Source organism: Cupriavidus sp. PET2-C1 (assembly GCF_054515855.1).
In genome coordinates, this window is the sequence record NZ_CM137259.1 from 2903624 (window position 1) to 2924164 (window position 20541).

A 20541-nucleotide genomic window follows, 5' to 3' on the forward strand; every position below is an offset into this window, starting at 1 on the left:
CCTTCGGGGCGATTTTTTTATGGCACAGATCTGAAAGACCTTCTATAATGCGGCCCTGCCTCGGAACATCGGGGCGGAACCAGAAGTTCCGCAGCACCGGCAGTAAGAAATTGCAGCGCAGGTGTTGACGGATAAACGAGAAACTGGTTACAATCCTTTTCTCAGCTGTTCCCTGATAGCTCAGTTGGTAGAGCGACGGACTGTTAATCCGCAGGTCGCTGGTTCGAGCCCAGCTCGGGGAGCCAAAGAATGTGAAAGGCCCGCAAGAAATTGCGGGCCTTTTCCATTTGTGCTTCGAACTTGCCCGATGCATCGTGCTTCTGCGCCGCAATGCCGCACCCAGCCGCGGAACCGCTGCGGGTCCAAGCCCCGCAGCCACATCCCGCCCAGCCAAGCTCCCCCCTACTCGATCGCGATGCCGTTCTGCTTGACCAGCCGCGCCCATCGCGTCAGTTCGGTTTGCAGGAATTGCCCGAAGGCCTGTGGACCGCTGCCGACCGGCACCACGCCAAGATCCAGCAGCCGGGCATGGACCTTGGGATCGTTGACCGCGGCCTGCACGGCCGCTGCCAGCCGCGCCACCACCTGCGGCGGCGTGCCCTTGGGCACGAAGAAGCCATTCCACTCCAGCACGTCGAAGCCCGCCAGACCGCTTTCCACCAGCGTCGGCACGTCGGGCAATGCCGGCATGCGCTTGGCGGAAGTCACCGCCAGCGCCCGCAGCTTGCCGGCCTTCACATAGGGCAAGCCCGACGCCGCATTGGCGAAGTAGGCATCGACCTGCCCGCCCATCACGTCGGTCAGCGCCGGCGCGCCGCCTTTGTACGGCACATGCAGCAGGTCGACCTTGGCCTGGCTCTTGAGCAGCTCCCCAACCATGTGCGCGGGGCTGCCGGGACCGTACGACGCGTAGGTTGTCTTGCCGGGATGCTGACGTGCGTAGCCAAGGAACTCGCCAACCGTCTTGTAGGGGGCATTGGGCGGCACCACCAGGATATTGGGCGCCGTGACCGCCAGCGAGACCGGCAGAAAATCCTTGGCCGCATCGAACGGCAGCTTGCGCAGCGCCGGATTGACAACGAAGGTGGACGCGTCGTACAGCACCACATAGCCATCGGCCGGCGCCTGGGCGACCGCCGCGGCGCCGATGGTGCCGCTGGCGCCAGGCTTGTTGTCGATCACCACCTGCTGCTTGAGCAGCACGCTCATCTGGGCGGTGATGACGCGCGCCGCGTTATCCGCGCCGCCGCCCGCCGAATAAGGCACCACGACGCGAATCGGCTTGGAGGGATAGCTATCCACAGCCTGCGCCGCGACCAACGCCGGCAGGCCAAGGAACGCGGTGGCGAGCCACGCGGCAGGTTGCCGGCGCCGGCGGGCATGCACGGCCGGGGACGATGAGGCAAACCCTGACGGAAAGGCAGACGCAAAAGATGACCAGAAGGAACGCACAAGCGCTGACACGCTAGCCGGCAAACCCTGCTGCATATATTGTCTCCGAACGATTTTTGTGGCGCGGCACGACGCCGCGCCGATGTCATTGCAAAAGCGTACAGGATGATGCCTGAGCGTGCCGAGAGGCGTGGGTTCTAGGCTGGCGCCTGCCCTGAAGGCCGACCGAACAGGCCGCACTCGAGATCGCTCTCGAACTCCTCGATCCAGCCGGACCCTTCGCTCGCGTCATAGGCGCTCTGCGCATCCATCGCGGGGCGCCGCACGCTGACCTGGCGTTGCGCCGGGTCGCCGTCATCGGGCTGGAAGCCTTCGTCAGTGATCTCGAAGTCCTCCGGCACAAAGCCGAGCCGCGTGCACAGGGTCACGACGTCTCGTTGCTCGTCCTCGGGGAATTGGGAAAACGGATGCTTGGCCATTGCACTCTCCCATCAAGTCGATGTGGCGCCGCATGGCGAGCGGCGCCATTTCCCTGCCCGGCCAATCCATGCACGCTAGCGCGTGTGCCGGCTGTTGATGACCGCCTCGGCCACGCTCGCCGGGGCTTCCGTGTAGTGCTTGAACTCCATGGTGTAGGTGGCGCGGCCCTGGGTCAGGGACCGCAGCGAGGTCGAGTAGCCGAACATGGTGGCCAGCGGCACTTCTGCGCGCACCGACTTGCCGCCACCGCCCGCGATGTCCTCCATGCCGTGCACGATACCCCTGCGCGACGACAGGTCGCCCATCACGTTGCCAGTGAATTCCTCGGGCGTTTCGACCTCCACTGCCATCATCGGCTCGAGCAAGATCGGCTTGGCGCGGCGCATGCCTTCCTTGAACGCCATCGAGCCGGCCATGCGGAAGGCATTCTCGTTGGAGTCGACATCGTGATAGGAGCCGAATACCAGCGTGGCCTTGACGTCCACCACCGGGTAGCCGGCCAGCACGCCCGACGCCAGCGTTTCGCGGATGCCCTTGTCCACGGCGGGAATGAACTCGCGCGGCACCACGCCGCCCTTGATGGCGTCGACGAACTCATAGCCCTTGCCCGGCGCCTGCGGCTCCAGATCGAGCACCACGTGGCCATACTGGCCGCGCCCACCGGACTGCTTGACGAACTTGCCTTCGATGTCCTTCACCCCCTGCTTGATGGTCTCGCGGTAAGCCACCTGCGGCTTGCCGACCGAGGCCTCCACGCCAAACTCGCGGCGCATGCGATCCACCAGGATTTCCAGGTGAAGCTCGCCCATGCCGGAGATAATGGTCTGGCCCGATTCCTCGTCGGTATGCACGCGGAACGAGGGGTCTTCCTGCGCCAGGCGATTCAGCGCCAGGCCCATCTTCTCCTGGTCTGCCTTGGTCTTGGGCTCGACCGCCTGCGAGATCACCGGGTCCGGGAAGCTCATGCGTTCGAGGATGATCACATGATCGGGATCGCATAGCGTGTCACCGGTGGTGGCCTCTTTCAGCCCGACCGCCGCGGCAATGTCGCCAGCGCGCACTTCCTTGATTTCGCTGCGCACGTTGGCGTGCATCTGCAGGATCCGCCCCAGCCGCTCCTTCTTTTCCTTGACCGGGTTGTAGACCGTGTCGCCGGAGTTCACCACGCCCGAGTAGACGCGGAAGAAGATCAACTGCCCCACGAAGGGATCGGTCATGATCTTGAAGGCCAGCGCGGAGAACGGCTCATCGTCGTTGGGATGGCGCTCGGCCTCCTTGTCGTCCTCGGTATGGCCGAGGATCGCGGGCACGTCCGCCGGCGACGGCAGGTAGTCGATCACCGCATCGAGCAGCGTCTGCACGCCCTTGTTCTTGAACGCGCTGCCGCACAGCATCGGCACGATCTCGTTGGCAACGGTGCGCTTGCGCAGCGCGGCCCTGATCTCGTCCTCCGTCAGCGGCTCGCCGCCAAGGTACTTGTGCAGCAGCTCATCGCTGGCTTCCGCCGCGGCCTCGACCATCTTCTCGCGCCACTCCTTGGCCAGTTCCAGCAGTTCGGGCGGCACCTCGCGATATTCGAAGTGCAACCCCTGGCTGGTGTCGTCCCAGACGGTCGCCTTCATCTTGACCAGGTCGATCACGCCCTGGAAGCCTTCCTCGGCGCCGATCGGTATCTGGACCGGCACCGGCGCGCCCTTGAGGCGCTCGGCAATCTGCGAGCGCACCCGGAAGAAGTCCGCACCGACACGGTCCATCTTGTTGACAAAGGCGATGCGCGGCACCTTGTATTTGTTGGCCTGGCGCCAGACCGTTTCCGACTGCGGCTGCACCCCGCCCACCGCGTCGTAGACCATGCAGGCGCCATCGAGCACGCGCATCGAGCGCTCCACCTCGATCGTGAAATCCACGTGCCCGGGGGTGTCGATGATATTGATGCGATGTTCAGGATAATTGCCGGCCATCCCCTTCCAGAACGCCGTGGTGGCGGCCGAGGTGATGGTGATGCCGCGCTCCTGCTCCTGCTCCATCCAATCCATGGTGGCCGCGCCGTCGTGGACTTCGCCGATCTTGTGGTTGACCCCGGTGTAGAAGAGGATGCGTTCGGTGGTGGTGGTCTTGCCAGCGTCGATATGCGCGCTGATACCGATGTTCCGATAGCGCTCGATGGGGGTTTTGCGGCTCACGGTGATCTCCTGGTAGGCATCACTCAAAAGAGTAACACTTCTACAGGCGCCGCACCGTAAGGCACGCCCCGGGCGGCTCGCCGGGCCGGCAGGGCCAGTGCCAGCCCACGCGCCCTAGCTCGTGCGCCGGAGAAAAGTGCCGCAAACATCATGTTCGCGCCCGCACCGGGCAGGCAAGCGCGCCGCGAGCAGAGGCTCCTTCATTGCGCGATCTGCCTCTCGCTGAAACCAGGGTCGGCGTTAATCTCGGCATCGGTAAATGGCAGGGCGATCCAGCGCTTGCCGGAAAAACGCTCGGTCTGGTCGGCTGCATGCGGCGACGCCGGGTCCGACGACTGCGAATAGGCAAGGAACGCTTCGGCATGCGGCCCCGCAACGCTGAATGACACCACTTGCAGGTAACTGGTGCCATGCACGACCTCGCGCTTGCCATCGGGCAGATCCCGGGTTTCCATCATGTTGTAGACACCCAGCGCATCGGCGCCACCATGGATCGGAATCCTGCGCGCGCCGCGCTGTGCGCCCTGCACCTCGCCCCAGGTGATATCGGGGCGCATGCCAGTGCTATCCACCGCATGCACCGCGTCGGCCAGCGCCCGCCGCAGCAGCCCCGCGGCGGCGGCATCGCCCAGCTTCAGGCCGCGCGGCGTGCGGACCGGGTCGCGCGCATCGAATGGCACGGCCCAGACCGAGGGTTGCATGCTGATGGCTGCGAAGAACTTCTCGAAGTAGAGATAGCCGATGTTGCTGCCCAGCTCGGCCCGTCGGTCCCATTGCGCCAGGCGTTCGCAGGCGGCGCCCAGCCTGACCGGCACGCCATCGCGCGTCTGCGCCACCGGCGTGGTGCGGCACAGGGCGAGCACGTCATCCATCACCTGCTCCGCGAAGTACACACGATTGCTGAGGGTCATGTCCTTGAGCTGCGCCAGCGTCATGCGGCGCCCCGGCAGGCCATCGTTGCCCGCAAGCCGGGCTTCCAGCTGCGCGATGCCAATGCGCGTGCGCCCGCCTTGCGGATAGCCGGACTGGCTCACCAGTGGCGAGTACCCGGTGATGGGCGCGGCCGGCTGGGTCAGCCAGGCGCTGTCGTTCGCGTTCTGCACGTAGTCGTGGCGCTCGATGGCCGGCAGATGCGCGGCGTCAACGATGCCGCGTTGCGGCGTGTCTGGATAATCGCCCCAATGGCACAACTGCGTGCCGCGCAGCACAAACCTGCCTGCCGCCGTGCCGCGCCCGCATTGGGCCAGCTGAGCCTCGCTGACATTCGGCACCGGCGTTGCCGCCATGAACAATGCCGTGCCGCCGCTGTCCACCGCGATGGTGTTGTTCCACGGATTGCCCAGGACACGCTCAACCGACTCCCTGAGCTGCCGCAGCGAACGCGCACTGTTCATCGCATGCCACTGGGCCAGCATCCGGTGATTCTCGGTATTGGCATCGCGCAAGGCGTAGGCCTTGGCCGTGGTCCAGCCGTAACCTGGCACGATGTCCGGCAGCGCCAGCACCATGCCGAAATCGCTTAGGTAAAACGTGTGCGACTCCTGCACGATGATGCCGTCGGCGCGCCGCACGTCGATCGTCACCAGCTGGCGCCGCATCGGCCGGTAAGTGCCGCCCACGCGGTAGCGCGTGGGATCGGCCGGATCGAGCTCCAGCTCGAACAAGGTTTCATGCGCGGAGGACGTCGTGGTATGGGTCCAGGCGAACTCGCGCGTGAAACCGATGCCAACCAGCGGTATGCCCGGCAGCGTGGCGCCCATCACATCCATACGGCCCGGCAGCGTGAGATGCAGCTGCACCATGCGCGTCACGCCCTGCCAGGGAAAGTGGGGATTGCCCAGCAGCATGCCCTGGCCATTCTCGGTCGCATCGCGGCCCAGGGCCACGCCGTTGCTGCCGGTCCGATAGGCGCTCGCGCGTCCTGCCACCGCCGCTTGCGCTAGCGCGACCCGCGCGCGGCGCGCCGGCTCGGGCGCCGCATCGGCACGCGGCGGCTCGGCAGCCACCAACCATGGGGCGAAAGCCACCGCGCCGTCCAGCGAGGTGTAGAAGCGCATCAGGCGCAACAGGTCGCGCTCGGTGATATCCCGCACCCACGGCGCGTTGCGGCAGGCCTGAGGCAACGCCAGCCGGCCGGTTTCCTTCAGGAAGCGGTTGTAGCCCGCCGCATAGCCCTTGAGCAGCTGGCGCACTTCGGGCGGCTGCGCGCGCCACGCGTCATCAAGCGCGCTGGCCTGGTTGAGCTGCGCGTAGAAGAAATCGGAGCCGCGGTTGTCGAGGAGCCGGTCCGGGTCAGCCGTTGCGCTGCCGCCCAGGTAGCGCGCGCGCTCGCCCGCCACCGTCAGGAACTGGTCGGCCAGCACGCACACGCTATCCTCCGCCTGCGCATAGCCCACGCCGAAACCCAGGCCCGCTTCATCGTCGGCCATCACATGCGGCACGCCGTAGCTCGTGCGGCGAATCTGCGCGCGGTAGCGCTCCCCCTGTGCCTGCCCGCCCTCGTCCCCGCCGCTGCCGCAGGCCGCCAGCACGGCGCAGAGCCCGCCGGCCAGCACCATGCCACGGCCAATGCCGACGCAAGCGGCCACGGCGCAACGCATGCCCGTCATGACTTGAAATCCCAGCTCATCTGCTCGAGGATGCCGACGCCGCGCGACGTGCGCATGCATTCGCTGACATAGTCCGTGATCGACAAGGGCTCGAAATCGATCTCCTCCCGGATGCGCCCGTTGTCGAAGACATAGCCAAGCTCGGCAAAGCCCGAGTACAGCCGCAGTGCGCGCTCGATCAGGCGGCGGTTGCTGATGCGCTCCTTGCGCGCCACGTCACTCGCCAGCACAGGTAGCTCGCTGGCCGGGCACCTGCGATAGGCGGGCTCGCCATCGCTCGCGACTGCCTCGTCCATGGCCGCGATCACCTGCGCGATGGTGGGCGCGCGCGCGCCGGCCGAGAGATGGTAGGCATCGAAGGCTAGCTCGGGCTTGACCGCGAGCCGCAGCAGCGCCCGCGCGCAGTCGTCCGCCGCGATCACGTCAATGCGGGTATGCGGGCCCGCGGTGTAGCGGCGCGATTGGTGGATGATCCGGAAGAGCCAGAAAATGCTGGCCGAGGGCTGCGTGCCCAGCACGGTATGCCCCACCACGATGGAGGGACGCGCCACCACCAGCGGCAGGTCGGGAAAACGGTTGCGCAGCAGCACCTCCACTTCCTGCTTGCTGCGCGTGTAAGGCACCAGGTGGCTGAGATCGCTGGTGCCGCCATGGCCGGCATCCCGCTCGGCAATGCGCGGCCCGCGCTGCGTGCCGCAAGCCATGGCGGTGCCGACATGAATGAAGCGCCGCAGGGCTGCGCTGCCCGCGAAGCGCGAGGCAAAGCGCAACGTATCTTGCACGTTGATGCGCGTGACCTGCGCATCGGCGGAGAACGAGGCCATCGCGGCGCAGTTGATGACATGGGTGACGCCAGCAAGGCGCGCCTGCGCAGCAGGCGCAAAATCGCTGTCCAGCGCGCCAAGCAACACATTGTCCTCGGTGAGCCAGTCCACCCGGCTGCGCAACAGGCCGCATTGGATGGCGTTCTCGCGCAGGCGAGCCAGTGCATCTTCGGCATCCACGCCGCGCACCAGGCAGAGCAAGCGCCGGGCCAGGCCGGCGTTGATGGCGGCCACCATCACATTGCCGCCGATAAAGCCGGTGGCGCCGGTCAGCAGCAGCGAATCGACGCCGGGCAGGCGTGTGTCGCAGGCACGCGCACGGGCGGCAAGATCCTGCGCGGGCAGGCTGGCGTGCCAATCCCACATCATGGCGTTCTCCTCAGAACGTATAGTTGATCGAGCTCATGCCGAAGTACGACTGCTTGCTCTGCACAATCGGGCTTTTCGCGGCGTCCCCCAGCAGGCGTGTCGCCGCCACCAGGGTGCGCACCGACCATGCCTTGGAAAGGGTGTAGTTCCATGTGAGCGACAGCGTCGCGGCATCGAAGCCCGCCTTGGGGGCATACGCACTGAAGGCACTGTTGGCGGCCTGCACATCGGTCACGCCGAACAGGGTCTGCATGTAGCGGCCCGAGCCGTAGTGCACGCTCGGACCGAGCGTCACGATGTGCGCGCCCGACTGGATCACCGGCATGACCAGATCGATGTGCCCGCTCAGCCCGCGTTCGCGATGCGTCAGCGGCGCATCCAGCGTCACGCTCAATGTGGTGTCGCCGTACACGCGCGCTCCGAGTTGAAACGCGCCCATCAGCGAGCCCCGGATATCGCCCATGCCCTTCAGGTGATCGGAGCCAGGCAGGTCCACGCGGTTCTTGTCGGTACGGCCCAGCGCGTAGCCGAGCGAGGCGGTGGCAAACATGCCGTTGCCGAACTTGTAGGTATAGCCAGCGCCTTGCAGCATATCGATGAAGGCGCCGTTGCCGAAGTCGGCGCGCAACACCGGCGCGCCGACAGCCCGGTAGTCGCGGCTTCCCGCGTAGCGCGGTGCGGCGCCGGCGGCCAGGCCAACGGAATAGGTGCTTTCCGCCTGCGCTGCCGGGCACAGGGTCGCCAGCGCGGCCACGAGAAGCACGCCTTTGCACGCTGCCGGCAACCTTGCCATGCTCGCCTGAGTTCTTGTTTGCTCTTGCACGGATGCTCCGCCTTGATATCGAAGCACGCAGATTAAGGATGGCGCGCCGGGCTGTCTGTCCTGAAATCGCGCGAAATCTTGTTCAATTGTGCAAATTTGTCCTGAAGCGTCTTCGGCACCCAATACAAGTCGTTCGCCGGATAGAATCGGCACTTTTCTGCCCCAGGGAGCCCTGTCATGAGCGATACCATGGCCAAGTACAAGGTATTACTGGTCGAGGACGACGATCGCCTCGCACAGCTTGTCAGCGAATATCTGGGCAACTATGAATTCGTGGTGGAAGTGGTGCGGCGCGGCGATATCGCGGTGGCCGCCGTCCAGGCCCTGCGGCCAGCACTGGTCATCCTCGACCTGATGCTGCCGCATATGGACGGCATGGAGGTGTGCCGCGGCATTCGCGCGTTCTCGCGCGTGCCCGTGCTGATCCTGACCGCGCGCGTCGATACGTATGACCAGGTGGCGGGGCTGGAGATCGGCGCCGACGACTATGTGGTCAAGCCCATCGAGCCGAGGCTGCTGGTGGCGCGCGCCCGCGCCCTGCTACGGCGAGCCGCCGCAGAGCGGGTTGCCGAAACCGCCACGCCCGCGCAACGGGACCATGAACTGGTATTCGGCGCCCTGGTGATCTCGCCACCGAACCGGCAGGTGACATGGCGCGGACAGGAGGTGGACCTGAAAACCACCGAGTTCAACCTGCTGCTGATCCTGGCGCGCGCCGCCGGCACCGTGCTGAGCCGCGACGACATCCTCAAGGCATTGCGCGGCATCGAGTTCGATGGCATCGACCGCACCGTCGACTCCGGCATCTCGCGGCTGCGCCGCCGCTTCGAGGATGCCTCGCCCGAGCCGCACAAGATCAAGACCATCTGGGGCCGCGGCTACCTGTTCAGCCCCTCGGCATGGGAGGAATGAATGGTCCGCTCGCTACTCAAGCTCTATCTGCTGGTAATCCTGGCCGCAGCCGGCGCGGTGACCGTCATCGACAACACGTTTATCCCGCTGTTCCATGAGCATTTCACCGAGACCGAACGGGAAAGCCGCAAGGGTTATGCCTTTACGCTCTCCCAATTCCTCGGGCCGCAACGGGGCCCCGAGCGCGAAGCCGCGCTTTCCATCCTGCAAAAGCACGCGCGCGAGGCCTTTGACCTGGTCGACGCCGCCGCCCTGACGCATCTCGATGCGCAGCAGCGCAGCGACCTTGCCGCCGGCAAACTGGTGCTAAGCCAGGACGCCAAGCACTACTACCTGCCGCTGCGCGATGGCCAGATCCTGCGCGCGCACAGCGAGGAAGACGACCACACCAACATCTCGGTGCTGGCCTACGGCTTGATCGCCCTCGCCACCTTGCTGTCGATCATCGCCTGGGTGTGGTACCACTGGCGCGACCTGGACAAGCTGCAGCAGGCGGCAAGGGATTTCGGCAACGGCAAGCTGTCGACCCGGGCCGACCTGCCCCGGCGCTCCAACATCTCCGCACTCGCCAGGCAATTCAATGAGATGGCCGAACAGATCGAAGCCTCGATCGTGCACCAGCGCGAAATGATGCACGGCATCTCGCACGAGCTGAAGACGCCAATCGCGCGGCTGGAGTTCGGCATCGCGCTGCTGCAGTCGGCCGGCACCGGCGAAGCGGAGCAGGCGCGCCAGGTGCTGCGGCTGGAAGACCTGCGCCGCGACGTGCGCGAGCTCGACGAACTGGTCACCGAGCTGCTGACGCTAGGCCAGCTCGAGCAAGGCGCGGCGCCGATGATGCTGATGCGCGTGTCGGTGAGTGAGCTGATCGACAGTGTCGCGGCCAGCGTGGCCGACGAGGTGGCGGATAACAAGCTCACGCTGTCGGCCTATGCCAGCGGCCCTGCGCCCCACCACGTCTGCGATCCGCGGCTGGTGGCGCGGGCGCTGCTCAACCTCTGCCGCAACGCTGCCCGCTACGCGCACAACGCCATCCACCTGCACGCCGAGACCGACGCGGCAGGCACCTTGACCCTGACGGTGGAGGACGATGGCCCCGGCATTGCGCCGGAGGAGCGCGCCCGCATTTTCGAGCCCTTCCACAGGCCCGATTCCAGCCGCAACCGTCATACCGGGGGGTTCGGCCTGGGACTGGCCATTGTGCGGCGCATCGCACTGCTGCATGGTGGCCAGGTCAGGCTGGACAGCAGCAGCAAAGGCGGCGCGCGCTTCGTGATCAGCTTGCCAGCCATGGACGAGCCCGCCATGCCCGGCAAGCCGGCGAGTTGAGGAGCCGCCCCCCCATGAAATGGTCGACGATTGTTACCGTGCTGCTCGCGTGGATGGGCGCCTGCGCCGCTGCCGGATGGCTGGCGATGGCGTTTTCCGGCCTGACGGCGCAGTAGTAGCGCGATAGTGACGGAATCTGCCCGCGCAACAAAACAAAAAGCCTGCCGGGACTCCGGGCAGGCTTTTTAGTAGAATACGGTCTGGTTGCGGAGGCAGGACTTGAACCTGCGACCTTCGGGTTATGAGCCCGACGAGCTGCCAACTGCTCCACCCCGCGTCAGAGGGGCGTACTATACGCCACCCTGGCGGATTTGCATAGCTTTTCCGGCACGCTTTCTTGACAGCGTTTACGTAAACGTGTAAAAGCAAGTGGGCGCATTCTTTGCGCTCAAAAAAGGATTTTTCCATGGAAACTGGTACCGTCAAGTTCTTCAACGCCCAGAAGGGTTTTGGCTTCATCACCCCGGACGCTGGTGGCAAGGACTTGTTCGTCCACATCTCTCAGGTTCGCGGGGGTGCTCCGCTGCAAGATAACCAGCGAGTGCAATACCAGTCGCAACAGGGCAAGAAGGGTCCTGAAGCGGCCAATGTTTCCCCCGTTTGAACCCGCCGCTTTGCGGCAATGCTAAAGGACAGAATTGACTAAGATCGTCTTGAAACCAGGTGAGCCCGTTGAAGTTGCAATGCGGCGTTTCCGTCGGGCCATCCTCCAGACCGGCCTGATCGTTGAACTCAAGAGCCGTACCGCTTACGAGAAGCCCACGACCGAGCGCAAGCGCAAGAAGAAAGCCGCGGAATCGCGCCTTCGCAAACGCCTGCGCATGCAGATGTTGCCGAAGAAGATGTACTGATTCGGCACAGCAAGCGGCGAGCGCGCTTCGACGCGTTTCTGCCGCAGGCCGCATAAATCCGCCAGTCATTGCCTGGCGGATTTTTCTTGTTTTAGCGGCGCCGTCGGATGTCCGGCCCTTCGTGGCCTGACAACCGCCGACCGGCCCTGATACCGCCCTGCCCATCGCTCCAATCGGATCGAGCGCGGCCGGCGCCATGCTTGCGGTCGCCCTTTGCGTGCGATACGGCCAGCACTTTTACTCCCCTCTTCGCTTTTTTACTGCGCCAGACGCACGTACGTCTTGCTGCCGCCTTACTTCGCGTTAATGCCACGGCACTTGCCGCTGCGACAGGCAAAAAAACAGGCCGCACAATAAATGGCGGCCCGCTTGGCCGGCAACTTCCCCTGCCTCAACTGCGCGCCGCAATCAGCGCGCCCGCGCCAATCAGCGTGATGCCGCCCGCGCGCTGCACATTGGCCTGGGCGCGCCGGGTGGTCAGGCGCTTGGCCAGCGCACGCGCCAGCAGCGCGTAGACAGCGGCGTTGGCGGTCGCCATCACCACGAAGGTGGGAATCAGCACCACGGCCTGCGGCCAGAAGGCCTGGCGCGCATCAAGGAACTGCGGCACGAAGGCCACGAAGAACACGATGCTCTTGGGATTCAGCGCGGTGACCAGCCAGGCCTTGGCAAAGCGCTGGCGGCTGCTCCCGGACTGCGCCGTGACCGCCATGGCGCCGGCACGCGAGGCGCCGCGCAAGGCCTGGATGCCGAGGTAGACAAGGTAAGCCGCACCGGCCCACTTCAACGCCGTGAACAAGGCCGCCGAGGTGGCCAGCACTGCACCAAGGCCGGCCATCGACAGCGTGAACGCGGTCAGGTCGCCCGCAGCAACACCGGCCACGGTGGCATAGGCCGAGCGGCCACGATGGGCAAGCGCATCGCCGATCACCAGCAGGATGGTCGGGCCGGGAATGATCAGTACGACGATGCTTGTCAACACAAAGGCCAGCCAGTGCTCGAAGGACATTGCGACTCCAGGTTTCGTTGATGGGGCACCCACGGGTGACGCACCAGTATAAGCAACGCAGACTGCCGCAAACAGCGGCGCCGGGCCTGCCACGTATCAGCCAGCCGGCATTGCAAAGACCAGGCAGGTGGTAGTGGCGTAGGCGTAGAGTTTGCCCTGCGTGTCGACGATGCGGCCCTCGGCAATCCCGATCTGCGTGGTCAGGCTGATGACCTTGCCCTCCGCGCGAATCGGGCCGGTCTTGGCGGTCAGCGGGCGCACGTAGTTCACCTTCAGCTCCAGGGTGGTGTAGCCCTTGCCGGCCGGCAGCATGGTGTGGACAGCACAACCCACGCAGGAATCGAGCAAGGTCGCGGCGTATCCTCCATGCACGCTGCCGATCGGGTTGTAGTGCTGCGGGCCGGGTGTGCCCTGGAAGACGAAGCGCCCCGCCTCGAACTCCACCGGAAAGAAGTCCATCAGTTGCGCAATCGGCGCACCCGGCAGCTTGCCGGCCAGCATGTCCTCGAAGAACTGCAGCCCGGCACGTTCGCTTAACTGCGCGAGCGTCGCCACGCCCGGCCCTGCCAGCCTGGCGCGCGCCAGTCGTTCGGCTTCCTGCCACTGTGCCAGCGTGTCTTGCGCACTCATCTGCTTTGTCTCCATGATCCGCTTGGATCTGTTTTTGTGTCCCGTGCACGCGCAGCTCTTGCCGGCATGCGCGCCCCGGCGCGAACCAGCAAGATAACCGCAACCGCGAATTCTTGCTGCAGCGCGCCACAAAGCATTCGCGCAGCTGCCTGCATAATGATGATATTGCGCCCGCGGCGCGCCCAACTCCCGCTCCTGCCTTGACTGCCATTCTTGAACTACGCAATGTAAGCAAGCAATACGGCGACACCGTCGTGGTCGACGATCTCAGCCTGAGCGTGCAGCGCGGCCAGTGCTTCGGCCTGCTGGGCCCGAACGGCGCCGGCAAGACCACCACGCTGCGCTTGCTGCTGGGACTGACCACACCGGCTCGCGGCACGCTCACCCTGTGCGGCGAGCCGATTCCACAGCGCGCACCGCAGGCCCGCATGCGGGTGGGCGTGGTGCCGCAGTTCGATAACCTCGATCCCGATTTCACCGTGGTGGAGAACCTGCGCATCTTTGGCCGTTACTTCGGCCTGGAGCGCGCCGTGATCGAAGCGCGCGTGCCGGCGCTGCTGGAATTCGCGCGGCTGGAGAGCCGTGCCAAGGCGCAGGTAAGAGACCTGTCGGGCGGCATGCGCCGGCGCCTGACGGTGGCACGCGCCTTGATCAACGACCCCGACCTGCTGGTGATGGACGAGCCCACCACGGGGCTGGACCCGCAGGCGCGCCACCTGATCTGGGAGCGCCTGAAATCGCTGCTGGCCAACGGCAAGACCATCCTGCTGACCACGCACTTCATGGAAGAAGCCGAGCGCTTGTGCAACTACCTGTGTGTGATCGACAGCGGCCGCAAGATCGCCGAAGGCAAGCCGCATGAACTGATCGACAGCCAGATCGGCTGCGACGTGGTGGAAGTGTATGGCGACAACCTGGAGCCCCTGCGCGGCGAGCTGCACCCGCTTTCGATGCGCACCGAGATGAGCGGCGAGACACTGTTTTGCTACGTCAAGGAGCCCGCGCCATTGCTGGCGGCGCTGCACGGCCGCAGCGGCGTACGCTACCTGCACCGCCCCGCCAACCTGGAAGACGTCTTCCTCAAGCTGACCGGCCGCGAGATGCGGGACTGAGGCCAGACTGACAACGGAATGAACATGAGCGAACAAGACCCCCGCCCCGCCGTCGCGCCAGCCGCCGCCACCGCTGCGCACCCTGCCACCGCGCCGCGGCAGCACTACCCGCAGCCGCTGCTGCCGATGAACATGCGCAACTGGACCATGGTCTGGTACCGCAACTTCATGGTGTGGAAGAAGCTGGCGATTCCCTCGATGATCGGCAACCTGGCCGATCCGATGATCTACCTGTTCGGGCTTGGCCTCGGGCTTGGCCTGCTGGTGGGGCAGGTCAACGGCGTGTCCTACATCGCCTTCCTCGCGGCCGGCACCACGGCGTCCAGCGTGATGATGTCGGCGAGCTTCGAGTCGATGTATTCCGCCTTCTCGCGCATGCATGTGCAGCGCACCTGGGAAGCCATCATGCATGCGCCGCTAACACTCGGCGACGTGGTGCTGGGCGAGATCATGTGGGCCGCCAGCAAGGCGGTGCTGTCGGGCCTGGCCATCATGCTGGTGGCCGGCGCGCTGGGTTATGCGCAGCTGCCGGGCGCGCTGCTGGCGCTGCCCGTGATCGTGCTGGCGGGCATCGCGTTTGCCAGCCTGGCCATGATCGTCACCGCGCTGGCGCCCAGCTACGACTTCTTCATGTTCTACCAGACACTGGTGATGACGCCGATGCTGCTGCTCTCCGGCGTGTTCTTCCCGCTGGAGCAATTGCCCGCGGGCGCGCAGGCCGCCACCCAGGTGCTGCCGCTTGCGCATGCGGTGGCGTTGATCCGCCCCATCATGCTGGGGCGCCCGGTCGACAGCCTGGCGCTGCACCTGATCGTGCTCGGCGCTTACGCGGCCGTGGCGCTGGTGGTGGCGCTGATACTCCTGCGCCGGCGCTTGCTGCGCTGAGACCGCGGCAAAGGCGAAGGCGACCGTGCGCCGCGGCAACGCTGCCCCCCAGTTCTATGTGTTCGCCGCCAGAGAGTATGATGCCGGGCACGGCGCAAGGTGTCCGGTGTACCTGGATACCTGAGGCCGGCCGCCCACATCACCTCCACCGACCCGCGAGCGCGAGCTGTGCCCATGCCATTTCCAATATCCGTCCGCGTCGCGCCAGCGAAGAAAGAGCCGCAGGAGAGCCGCGTCATGCGCGCTGCTGCAACGTTGGCCGCTTTGGGCCTGTGCGGTGCAATGGCCGCTTGCAGCGTGGTTGGCGCCACCGTGGCGGTGGGCAGTGCTGCGGTCTCTACCGCGGCCACGGTTGGCTCCGCGGCAGTGAGCGTGGGGTCGACCGTGGTCGAGACGACCTACGACGTGACCAAGGCCGGGGTCAAGGCCGTGGCCGGCAGCAGCGACGACGCCGTGCCGGCGCACTGAGCGCCCGGGCCCTTGGCGCCCTGACGCACTGACGCTTTAGCCCTGCAGGCCGCGCAGCAAGTCCGCCTTCAGGTCCGCCACCGATTCAAGGCCGACAGCCAGGCGGATCAGCCCTTCGCCGATGCCCGCGGCCGCCTTGGCTTCCGGGCTGACGCGTCCATGCGTGGTCGTGTAGGGATGGGTCACCGTGGTGCGCGTATCGCCCAGGTTGCCGGTGATCGAGCACACGCGCGTGTTGTCGATCACGCGCCAGGCATTGGCGCGCTGCTGCTCCGGTGACGCCCCCTTGAGTTCGAACGACACGATGGCGCCGCCGCCGCTTTGCTGGCGCTGGGCCACCTCGTACTGCGGGTGGGACTTCAGCGCCGGGTGATATACGCGCGCAACCGCCGGATGCGACTCCAGGAACTCGGCCAGTGCCAGCGCGCTCTGGCTGTGGCGCTCCATGCGGATCGCCAGCGTTTCCATGCCCTTGAGCAGCACCCAGGCGTTGAATGCCGACAGCGTCGGCCCGGCCGTGCGCACGAAGGGGAACACCTTGCCCATGATGAAATCGTGCGAGCCCAGCACCGCGCCGCCCAGCACGCGGCCCTGCCCGTCGATATGCTTGGTGGCCGAGTGGACCACGATATCGGCGCCGAATTTCATCGGCTGCTGCAACGCCGGCGAACAGAAGCAGTTATCCACCACCAGCAGCGCGCCAGCGTTGTGGGCGATGTCCGCTACCGCGGCGATGTCGGCCACTTCGGTGAGCGGGTTGGATGGCGTTTCCAGGAAGAACAGCTTGGTGTTCGGCTTGACCGCCGCGCGCCACGCCGCCAGGTCGGTGCCATCGACAAAGGTGGTTTCCACGCCGAATTTGGCGAAGATGTTCGAGAACAGCGTCATGGTGGAGCCGAAGATGGCGCGCGAACTGACCAGGTGATCGCCCGCTTGCATCGACGACATCACGATCGACATGATCGCGCTCATCCCGGATGCGGTTGCCATGCACGCCTCGGCGCCTTCCAGCGCGGCCAGGCGGCTCTGGAACATCGCCACCGTGGGGTTGGTGAAGCGCGAGTAGGTGAAGCCCGACTCCGAATTGGCGAAGCGCTCCGCGGCCTCGGCAGCGCTGTTGAAGCAGAAGCTGGAGGTCAGGTACATCGCCTCCGAGTGCTCCATGAACTCGCTGCGCATGGTGCCGGCGCGCACGCCTAGCGTATCGATGCCGAGGGAGTCGAGGGGAAGCGGTTCGTTCATGATGGGGAGGCGGTGGTACCCGCGCGGTTATCCGTGTAAGTGGTGGTAGCCTGGCTGCCCCGGCGGCAGCAACAAAAAAGCCCGTGCGATCTTTGGCCGGGGGCCGAATCGACGGGCTGCTTGTGTTCGTTGGGATGGCCCCGCGCTGCGGCGGGAATCCGGCTTGCCAATGTGCCTGTAGTGCGCACAACCGGGAAGCCGGCGTTCCGCTTTAGCTGTTTCGGGCATTTCCCTGTGACGGGCAATTTCCTGTTCCGGGAGCCATGATCAACAACAACGATCAACCTATCGCTCCGGCAGTACCCGCGTCCGCAAGCTGACAATCAAATCGACGCCCGGCAATGTTACGGCCGGGCCTCGCTTCTCGTCAACTCCGCGCCGGTCATCACGGCGATTGCGGGCGTGCGCCGCCTTACTCGTTGCCGCCGGAGCGCTGCAAGTGCAGTTGCGAGCGCTCGCTATCGCCAAGGCCACCGGTGCCATCGCGATCGGCCTGGCTGCGCGCGGTTTCCAGGCGCTCCAGGTAGGCTTCGTCGATATCACCCGTGACGTAATGGCCATCGAAGCACGAAGCATCGAAGTCGTTCAGCTTGGGGTTGATGTCGCGCACGGCCTGCTTCATGGCTTCGACGTCCTGGTAGACCAGCTTGTCGGCGCCGATGATGCGGGCGATTTCCTCATCCGTGCGGCCGTAGGCAACCAGCTCGCTGCGGGTGGGCATATCGATGCCGTACACGTTGGGGAACTTCACCGGGGGCGCGGCCGACGCAAAGATCACCTTGTTGGCGCCGGCTTCGCGCGCCATCTGCACGATCTCGAAGGACGTGGTGCCGCGCACGATGGAATCGTCCACGATCAGCACGTTCTTGCCCTTGAACTCCACGCCCATGGCGTTGAGCTTCTGGCGCACCGACTTCTTGCGCACCGCCTGGCCGGGCATGATGAAGGTGCGGCCGATATAACGGTTCTTGAAGAAGCCCTCGCGGTAGTTCACGCCCAGCTTGTTGGCCACCTGCATCGCGGCCGGACGGCTGGAGTCGGGAATCGGCATCACCACGTCGATGTCACCCGCGGAGACTTCGCGGCGGATCTTCTCGGCCAGGTAGTCGCCCATGCGCAGGCGCGCATCGTAGACCGGCACGCCATCGATGCACGAATCCGGGCGGGCCAGGTAGACGTACTCGAAGATGCACGGCGTCAGCACGGGATTATCCGCGCACTGCTGGGTGTAGAGCTTGCCGTCCAGGTCGATGAAGATGGCCTCGCCGGGCGCCACGTCGCGCTCGAGCTTGTAGCCGATGCCTTCGAGCGCCACCGACTCCGACGCCACCATCCACTCCTTGCCGGTCGGCGTTTCCACGCTGCCCAGGCACAACGGACGGATGCCGAACGGATCGCGCACGGCCAGCATGCCGTAGCCAGCGATCTGCGCGGCGATGGCGTACGAGCCGCGCACGCGGCGGTGCATGCCCGCCACGGCCCTGAAGATCGTGGGCGGATCCAGCGCCAGGCCGCTGCTGGCGCGCTGCAGCTCGTCGGCCAGCACGTTGAGCAGCACTTCGGTGTCGGAGTGCGTGTTGATGTGGCGGCGGTCGCGGCTGAACAGCTCCTCATGCAACTGTTTCCAGTTGGTCAGGTTGCCGTTGTGGGCCAGGATCACGCCGTAGGGCGCGTTGACGTAGAACGGTTGGGCTTCTTCCTCGCTCGAGGCCGAACCGGCGGTGGGGTAACGCACCTGGCCGATGCCGGCGGCACCCGGCAGGCCGCGCATATTGCGCGTGCGAAACACGTCGCGCACCAGGCCGTTGGCCTTGTGCATGTGGAAGGTGCTGCCGTTTGCGGTAGCGATGCCGGCTGCATCCTGTCCGCGGTGTTGCAACAGCAGCAGGCTGTCGTAAATCAATTGGTTAACGGGCGTGGATGAAACCACACCGACGATACCGCACATGCCAAGCTCCCAGGAAAGGCGTTTGAATCAGGGGGCGGCCCCGCCCTTCAGGGAGGAGCCCGCGTACTACCAGCCGGGCGGGTCCGCCCGGCCTCATGTCATGTCTTGACGTATTTGGCGACTTCGGGAGGCAGCCAGGGCCGCAACGACTCCATCGCCTGCATTACGTAGGGCCGGGACAGCGCATCGCGCCAGAATGCTTCCTCAGGCAGCTTGGTGAACCCAGCCACGGTCACCACGAACATCACCACCAACGCGCCGCGCAGCAGCCCGAACACCAGCCCTAGGCCACGGTCCGCGGGCTTGAGCCCGGTGCTCTCCAGCAACTGGCCCAGCACCGTGCCGGCCAGTGCCGCGGCGATCACGGTGCCGATGAAGACCACCGCGAAGCCCAGTGCGCTACGCGCCAGTTGCCCGCCGGGCACCGATTCGGGGATCCAGCCCGCCGCCGTGCCCGCGAAGTGGTAGGCCACCAGGAACGCCACCACCCAGCCGATCAGCGATAGCACTTCCCGCACCAGGCCGCGCAGCACGCCGATCAGGCCCGAGGCGATGAGGATGAAAACAACGCTGTAATCGAAAAAAGTCGGCTGCATGCGTAATACGGTGTCCCGGTGCGGCGGCCGGGTAATGAGGATAGTGGGGCTCATGGGGCAACCAGCCCGCGCCGGGCTTTACTGTTCGATCACCTTGGCGGTCAGGCCCGCGGCGCGCACCCGCTTCTCGGCGGCGTCAGCCGCGTCGCGATCCGAAAAAGGGCCGGCACGCAGCAGCACACGCTCGCCGTCGGCCAACACCTTCTTTTCGATATAGGCGGGCACCTTGCCTGCCTTGAGCTTGCTCAGCCAGAGCTTGGCCTTCTCCTCCGAGGAGAACGCGCCGATCAGCACCAGGAACTTGCCGCTGCCCGGCTTGGCTGCGGGGGTGGCCGGCTTGTCGGCGATTTTCTCGGCAGGCGCTGCCGCGGCCGCAGCGGCCGGCTTGGCCGCAGCCGAATCGGCAACCAGTTCCTCGCCGGCATCGAGCGCCTGGCTATCGAGCTTGGATTGCGGAGCAGGCGGCAACGGATCCGCCTTGCGAGCATCAGTCTTCACCTTGCCCGCAGCGCCGCCCGTGCCACCCTCGACCTTGACCGCAATATTGTCGACGACCGGCCTCGGCTGGGTCTCGAAGACGATCGGCAGCACGATGACGGCAGCCGCCATCAGCACCACCGCGCCGATCAGGCGCCGGCGCGCCCGCTGCTTTTGCGGAAACTCAGGGTCGAGCGTGTCGTCCGCGTACTCCTCGGCCAGGCGCCGCGACGAAGCGATGCCTGCACCCGGATCCGAACGCGAGCGGCGCCCACGCTCCGGTGCCGCGGCGTTGCCCTTGCGGGAAGAAAACAGCGAAAGCAGGCCCATAGATTGGTTCGGTGCGACGGCCGTAAAGCCGGCCGTTGAAATTGTCGCTCAGATTGCGCGGCGATTTGCCCC

Annotated in this window: 19 protein-coding genes and 2 tRNA genes; 8 read left to right on the forward strand and 13 right to left on the reverse strand. The window is 65.7% G+C overall.

Annotation, left to right across the window (positions count from 1 at the left end):
• Positions 1-169 precede the first annotated feature (169 nt).
• A tRNA-Asn gene (locus tag ACX12D_RS13160) sits at positions 170-245 on the forward strand.
• 157 nt (positions 246-402) lie between these two features.
• Here ACX12D_RS13160 and ACX12D_RS13165 read toward each other — a convergent pair.
• The 6 genes from ACX12D_RS13165 to ACX12D_RS13190 form a co-directional block, all read right to left on the reverse strand.
• Positions 403-1329 carry a tripartite tricarboxylate transporter substrate binding protein gene (locus ACX12D_RS13165; RefSeq protein WP_459374017.1) on the reverse strand — a complete coding sequence of 309 codons (927 nt, stop codon included), beginning with the start codon at positions 1327-1329 and terminating at the stop codon, positions 403-405.
• Between the two features lie 260 nt (positions 1330-1589).
• Entirely contained in the window at positions 1590-1871 is a 282-nt protein-coding gene (locus tag ACX12D_RS13170) for a hypothetical protein (RefSeq protein WP_459371439.1), read from the reverse strand.
• A 75-nt stretch (positions 1872-1946) separates the two neighbouring features.
• Positions 1947-4055 carry an elongation factor G gene (fusA, locus tag ACX12D_RS13175; RefSeq protein WP_441641042.1) on the reverse strand — a complete coding sequence of 703 codons (2109 nt, stop codon included), beginning with the start codon at positions 4053-4055 and terminating at the stop codon, positions 1947-1949.
• 200 nt (positions 4056-4255) lie between these two features.
• Positions 4256-6664, reverse strand: a complete 2409-nt coding sequence (locus ACX12D_RS13180; RefSeq protein WP_459371440.1) for a penicillin acylase family protein — start codon at positions 6662-6664, stop codon at positions 4256-4258.
• Positions 6661-7857: an SDR family oxidoreductase gene (locus ACX12D_RS13185; protein ID WP_459371441.1), complete on the reverse strand. Its 1197-nt coding sequence runs from the start codon at positions 7855-7857 to the stop codon at positions 6661-6663. The genes ACX12D_RS13180 and ACX12D_RS13185 overlap by 4 nt, the downstream gene beginning before the upstream one ends.
• Positions 7858-7867: 10 nt before the next feature.
• Complete coding sequence (locus tag ACX12D_RS13190; protein WP_459371442.1) at positions 7868-8650, reverse strand: MipA/OmpV family protein; 783 nt, start codon at positions 8648-8650, stop codon at positions 7868-7870.
• A 207-nt stretch (positions 8651-8857) separates the two neighbouring features.
• Between ACX12D_RS13190 and ACX12D_RS13195 the strand changes: the two genes are divergently transcribed.
• Positions 8858-9592 (forward strand): response regulator, encoded by a 735-nt coding sequence (locus ACX12D_RS13195; RefSeq protein ID WP_150983133.1) that lies wholly within the window; start codon positions 8858-8860, stop codon positions 9590-9592.
• Positions 9593-10921: an ATP-binding protein gene (locus tag ACX12D_RS13200; protein WP_459371443.1), complete on the forward strand. Its 1329-nt coding sequence runs from the start codon at positions 9593-9595 to the stop codon at positions 10919-10921.
• A gap of 201 nt (positions 10922-11122) precedes the next feature.
• Here the strand turns inward: ACX12D_RS13200 and ACX12D_RS13205 are convergent.
• A tRNA-Met gene (locus tag ACX12D_RS13205) sits at positions 11123-11198 on the reverse strand.
• 129 nt (positions 11199-11327) lie between these two features.
• Here ACX12D_RS13205 and ACX12D_RS13210 point away from each other — a divergent pair.
• Both ACX12D_RS13210 and rpsU read left to right on the forward strand, forming a co-directional pair.
• The gene (locus ACX12D_RS13210; protein ID WP_006158572.1) at positions 11328-11525 is read left to right on the forward strand and encodes a cold-shock protein; all 198 of its coding nucleotides are present in this window, start codon (positions 11328-11330) and stop codon (positions 11523-11525) included.
• A 34-nt stretch (positions 11526-11559) separates the two neighbouring features.
• Positions 11560-11772: a 30S ribosomal protein S21 gene (rpsU, locus tag ACX12D_RS13215; protein ID WP_006158571.1), complete on the forward strand. Its 213-nt coding sequence runs from the start codon at positions 11560-11562 to the stop codon at positions 11770-11772.
• 391 nt (positions 11773-12163) lie between these two features.
• Here the strand turns inward: rpsU and ACX12D_RS13220 are convergent, their stop codons facing one another.
• Together ACX12D_RS13220 and ACX12D_RS13225 are read right to left on the reverse strand one after the other, a co-directional pair.
• Entirely contained in the window at positions 12164-12781 is a 618-nt protein-coding gene (locus ACX12D_RS13220; protein ID WP_459371444.1) for a LysE family translocator, read from the reverse strand.
• Positions 12782-12877: 96 nt separating this feature from the next.
• Positions 12878-13411, reverse strand: coding sequence for a PaaI family thioesterase (locus tag ACX12D_RS13225; protein WP_441641047.1), 534 nt, complete (start codon positions 13409-13411; stop codon positions 12878-12880).
• Between the two features lie 200 nt (positions 13412-13611).
• Here ACX12D_RS13225 and nodI point away from each other — a divergent pair, with 200 nt between their 5' ends.
• From nodI to ACX12D_RS13240, 3 genes are all read left to right on the forward strand, one after another.
• Entirely contained in the window at positions 13612-14523 is a 912-nt protein-coding gene (gene nodI / locus ACX12D_RS13230; protein WP_459371445.1) for a nodulation factor ABC transporter ATP-binding protein NodI, read from the forward strand.
• Positions 14524-14547: 24 nt separating this feature from the next.
• Complete coding sequence (locus ACX12D_RS13235) at positions 14548-15408, forward strand: ABC transporter permease (protein ID WP_459371446.1); 861 nt, start codon at positions 14548-14550, stop codon at positions 15406-15408.
• Positions 15409-15645: 237 nt separating this feature from the next.
• On the forward strand, positions 15646-15876 hold the full coding sequence (locus ACX12D_RS13240; RefSeq protein WP_441641050.1) for a hypothetical protein: 231 nt from the start codon (positions 15646-15648) through the stop codon (positions 15874-15876).
• 36 nt (positions 15877-15912) lie between these two features.
• On the opposite strand, the gene ACX12D_RS13245 is transcribed toward ACX12D_RS13240, so the two are convergent.
• From ACX12D_RS13245 to ACX12D_RS13260, 4 genes are all read right to left on the reverse strand, one after another.
• On the reverse strand, positions 15913-17118 hold the full coding sequence (locus ACX12D_RS13245) for an O-succinylhomoserine sulfhydrylase (RefSeq protein ID WP_459371447.1): 1206 nt from the start codon (positions 17116-17118) through the stop codon (positions 15913-15915).
• A gap of 412 nt (positions 17119-17530) precedes the next feature.
• Complete coding sequence (gene purF / locus ACX12D_RS13250) at positions 17531-19066, reverse strand: amidophosphoribosyltransferase (RefSeq protein WP_459371448.1); 1536 nt, start codon at positions 19064-19066, stop codon at positions 17531-17533.
• 98 nt (positions 19067-19164) lie between these two features.
• Positions 19165-19662 carry a CvpA family protein gene (locus ACX12D_RS13255; RefSeq protein WP_183034345.1) on the reverse strand — a complete coding sequence of 166 codons (498 nt, stop codon included), beginning with the start codon at positions 19660-19662 and terminating at the stop codon, positions 19165-19167.
• A gap of 78 nt (positions 19663-19740) precedes the next feature.
• Positions 19741-20469, reverse strand: a complete 729-nt coding sequence (locus ACX12D_RS13260) for an SPOR domain-containing protein (protein ID WP_459371449.1) — start codon at positions 20467-20469, stop codon at positions 19741-19743.
• Between the last annotated feature and the right edge of the window lie 72 nt (positions 20470-20541).

Excerpts from the sequence above, each read along its gene's own strand:
- ACX12D_RS13185 (WP_459371441.1), bottom strand. The coding sequence starts at position 7,857 with ATGATGTGGGATTGGCACGCCAGCCTGCCCGCGCAGGATCTTGCCGCC.
- ACX12D_RS13220 (WP_459371444.1), bottom strand. The coding sequence starts at position 12,781 with ATGTCCTTCGAGCACTGGCTGGCCTTTGTGTTGACAAGCATCGTCGTA.
- ACX12D_RS13200 (WP_459371443.1), top strand. The coding sequence starts at position 9,593 with ATGGTCCGCTCGCTACTCAAGCTCTATCTGCTGGTAATCCTGGCCGCA.
- ACX12D_RS13235 (WP_459371446.1), top strand. The coding sequence starts at position 14,548 with ATGAGCGAACAAGACCCCCGCCCCGCCGTCGCGCCAGCCGCCGCCACC.
- ACX12D_RS13225 (WP_441641047.1), bottom strand. The coding sequence starts at position 13,411 with ATGAGTGCGCAAGACACGCTGGCACAGTGGCAGGAAGCCGAACGACTG.
- ACX12D_RS13245 (WP_459371447.1), bottom strand. The coding sequence starts at position 17,118 with ATGAACGAACCGCTTCCCCTCGACTCCCTCGGCATCGATACGCTAGGC.
- purF (WP_459371448.1), bottom strand. The coding sequence starts at position 19,066 with ATGTGCGGTATCGTCGGTGTGGTTTCATCCACGCCCGTTAACCAATTG.
- ACX12D_RS13255 (WP_183034345.1), bottom strand. The coding sequence starts at position 19,662 with ATGCAGCCGACTTTTTTCGATTACAGCGTTGTTTTCATCCTCATCGCC.
- ACX12D_RS13190 (WP_459371442.1), bottom strand. The coding sequence starts at position 8,650 with ATGGCAAGGTTGCCGGCAGCGTGCAAAGGCGTGCTTCTCGTGGCCGCG.
- ACX12D_RS13240 (WP_441641050.1), top strand. The coding sequence starts at position 15,646 with ATGCGCGCTGCTGCAACGTTGGCCGCTTTGGGCCTGTGCGGTGCAATG.
- ACX12D_RS13260 (WP_459371449.1), bottom strand. The coding sequence starts at position 20,469 with ATGGGCCTGCTTTCGCTGTTTTCTTCCCGCAAGGGCAACGCCGCGGCA.
- ACX12D_RS13180 (WP_459371440.1), bottom strand. The coding sequence starts at position 6,664 with ATGACGGGCATGCGTTGCGCCGTGGCCGCTTGCGTCGGCATTGGCCGT.
- ACX12D_RS13195 (WP_150983133.1), top strand. The coding sequence starts at position 8,858 with ATGAGCGATACCATGGCCAAGTACAAGGTATTACTGGTCGAGGACGAC.
- ACX12D_RS13210 (WP_006158572.1), top strand. The coding sequence starts at position 11,328 with ATGGAAACTGGTACCGTCAAGTTCTTCAACGCCCAGAAGGGTTTTGGC.
- ACX12D_RS13170 (WP_459371439.1), bottom strand. The coding sequence starts at position 1,871 with ATGGCCAAGCATCCGTTTTCCCAATTCCCCGAGGACGAGCAACGAGAC.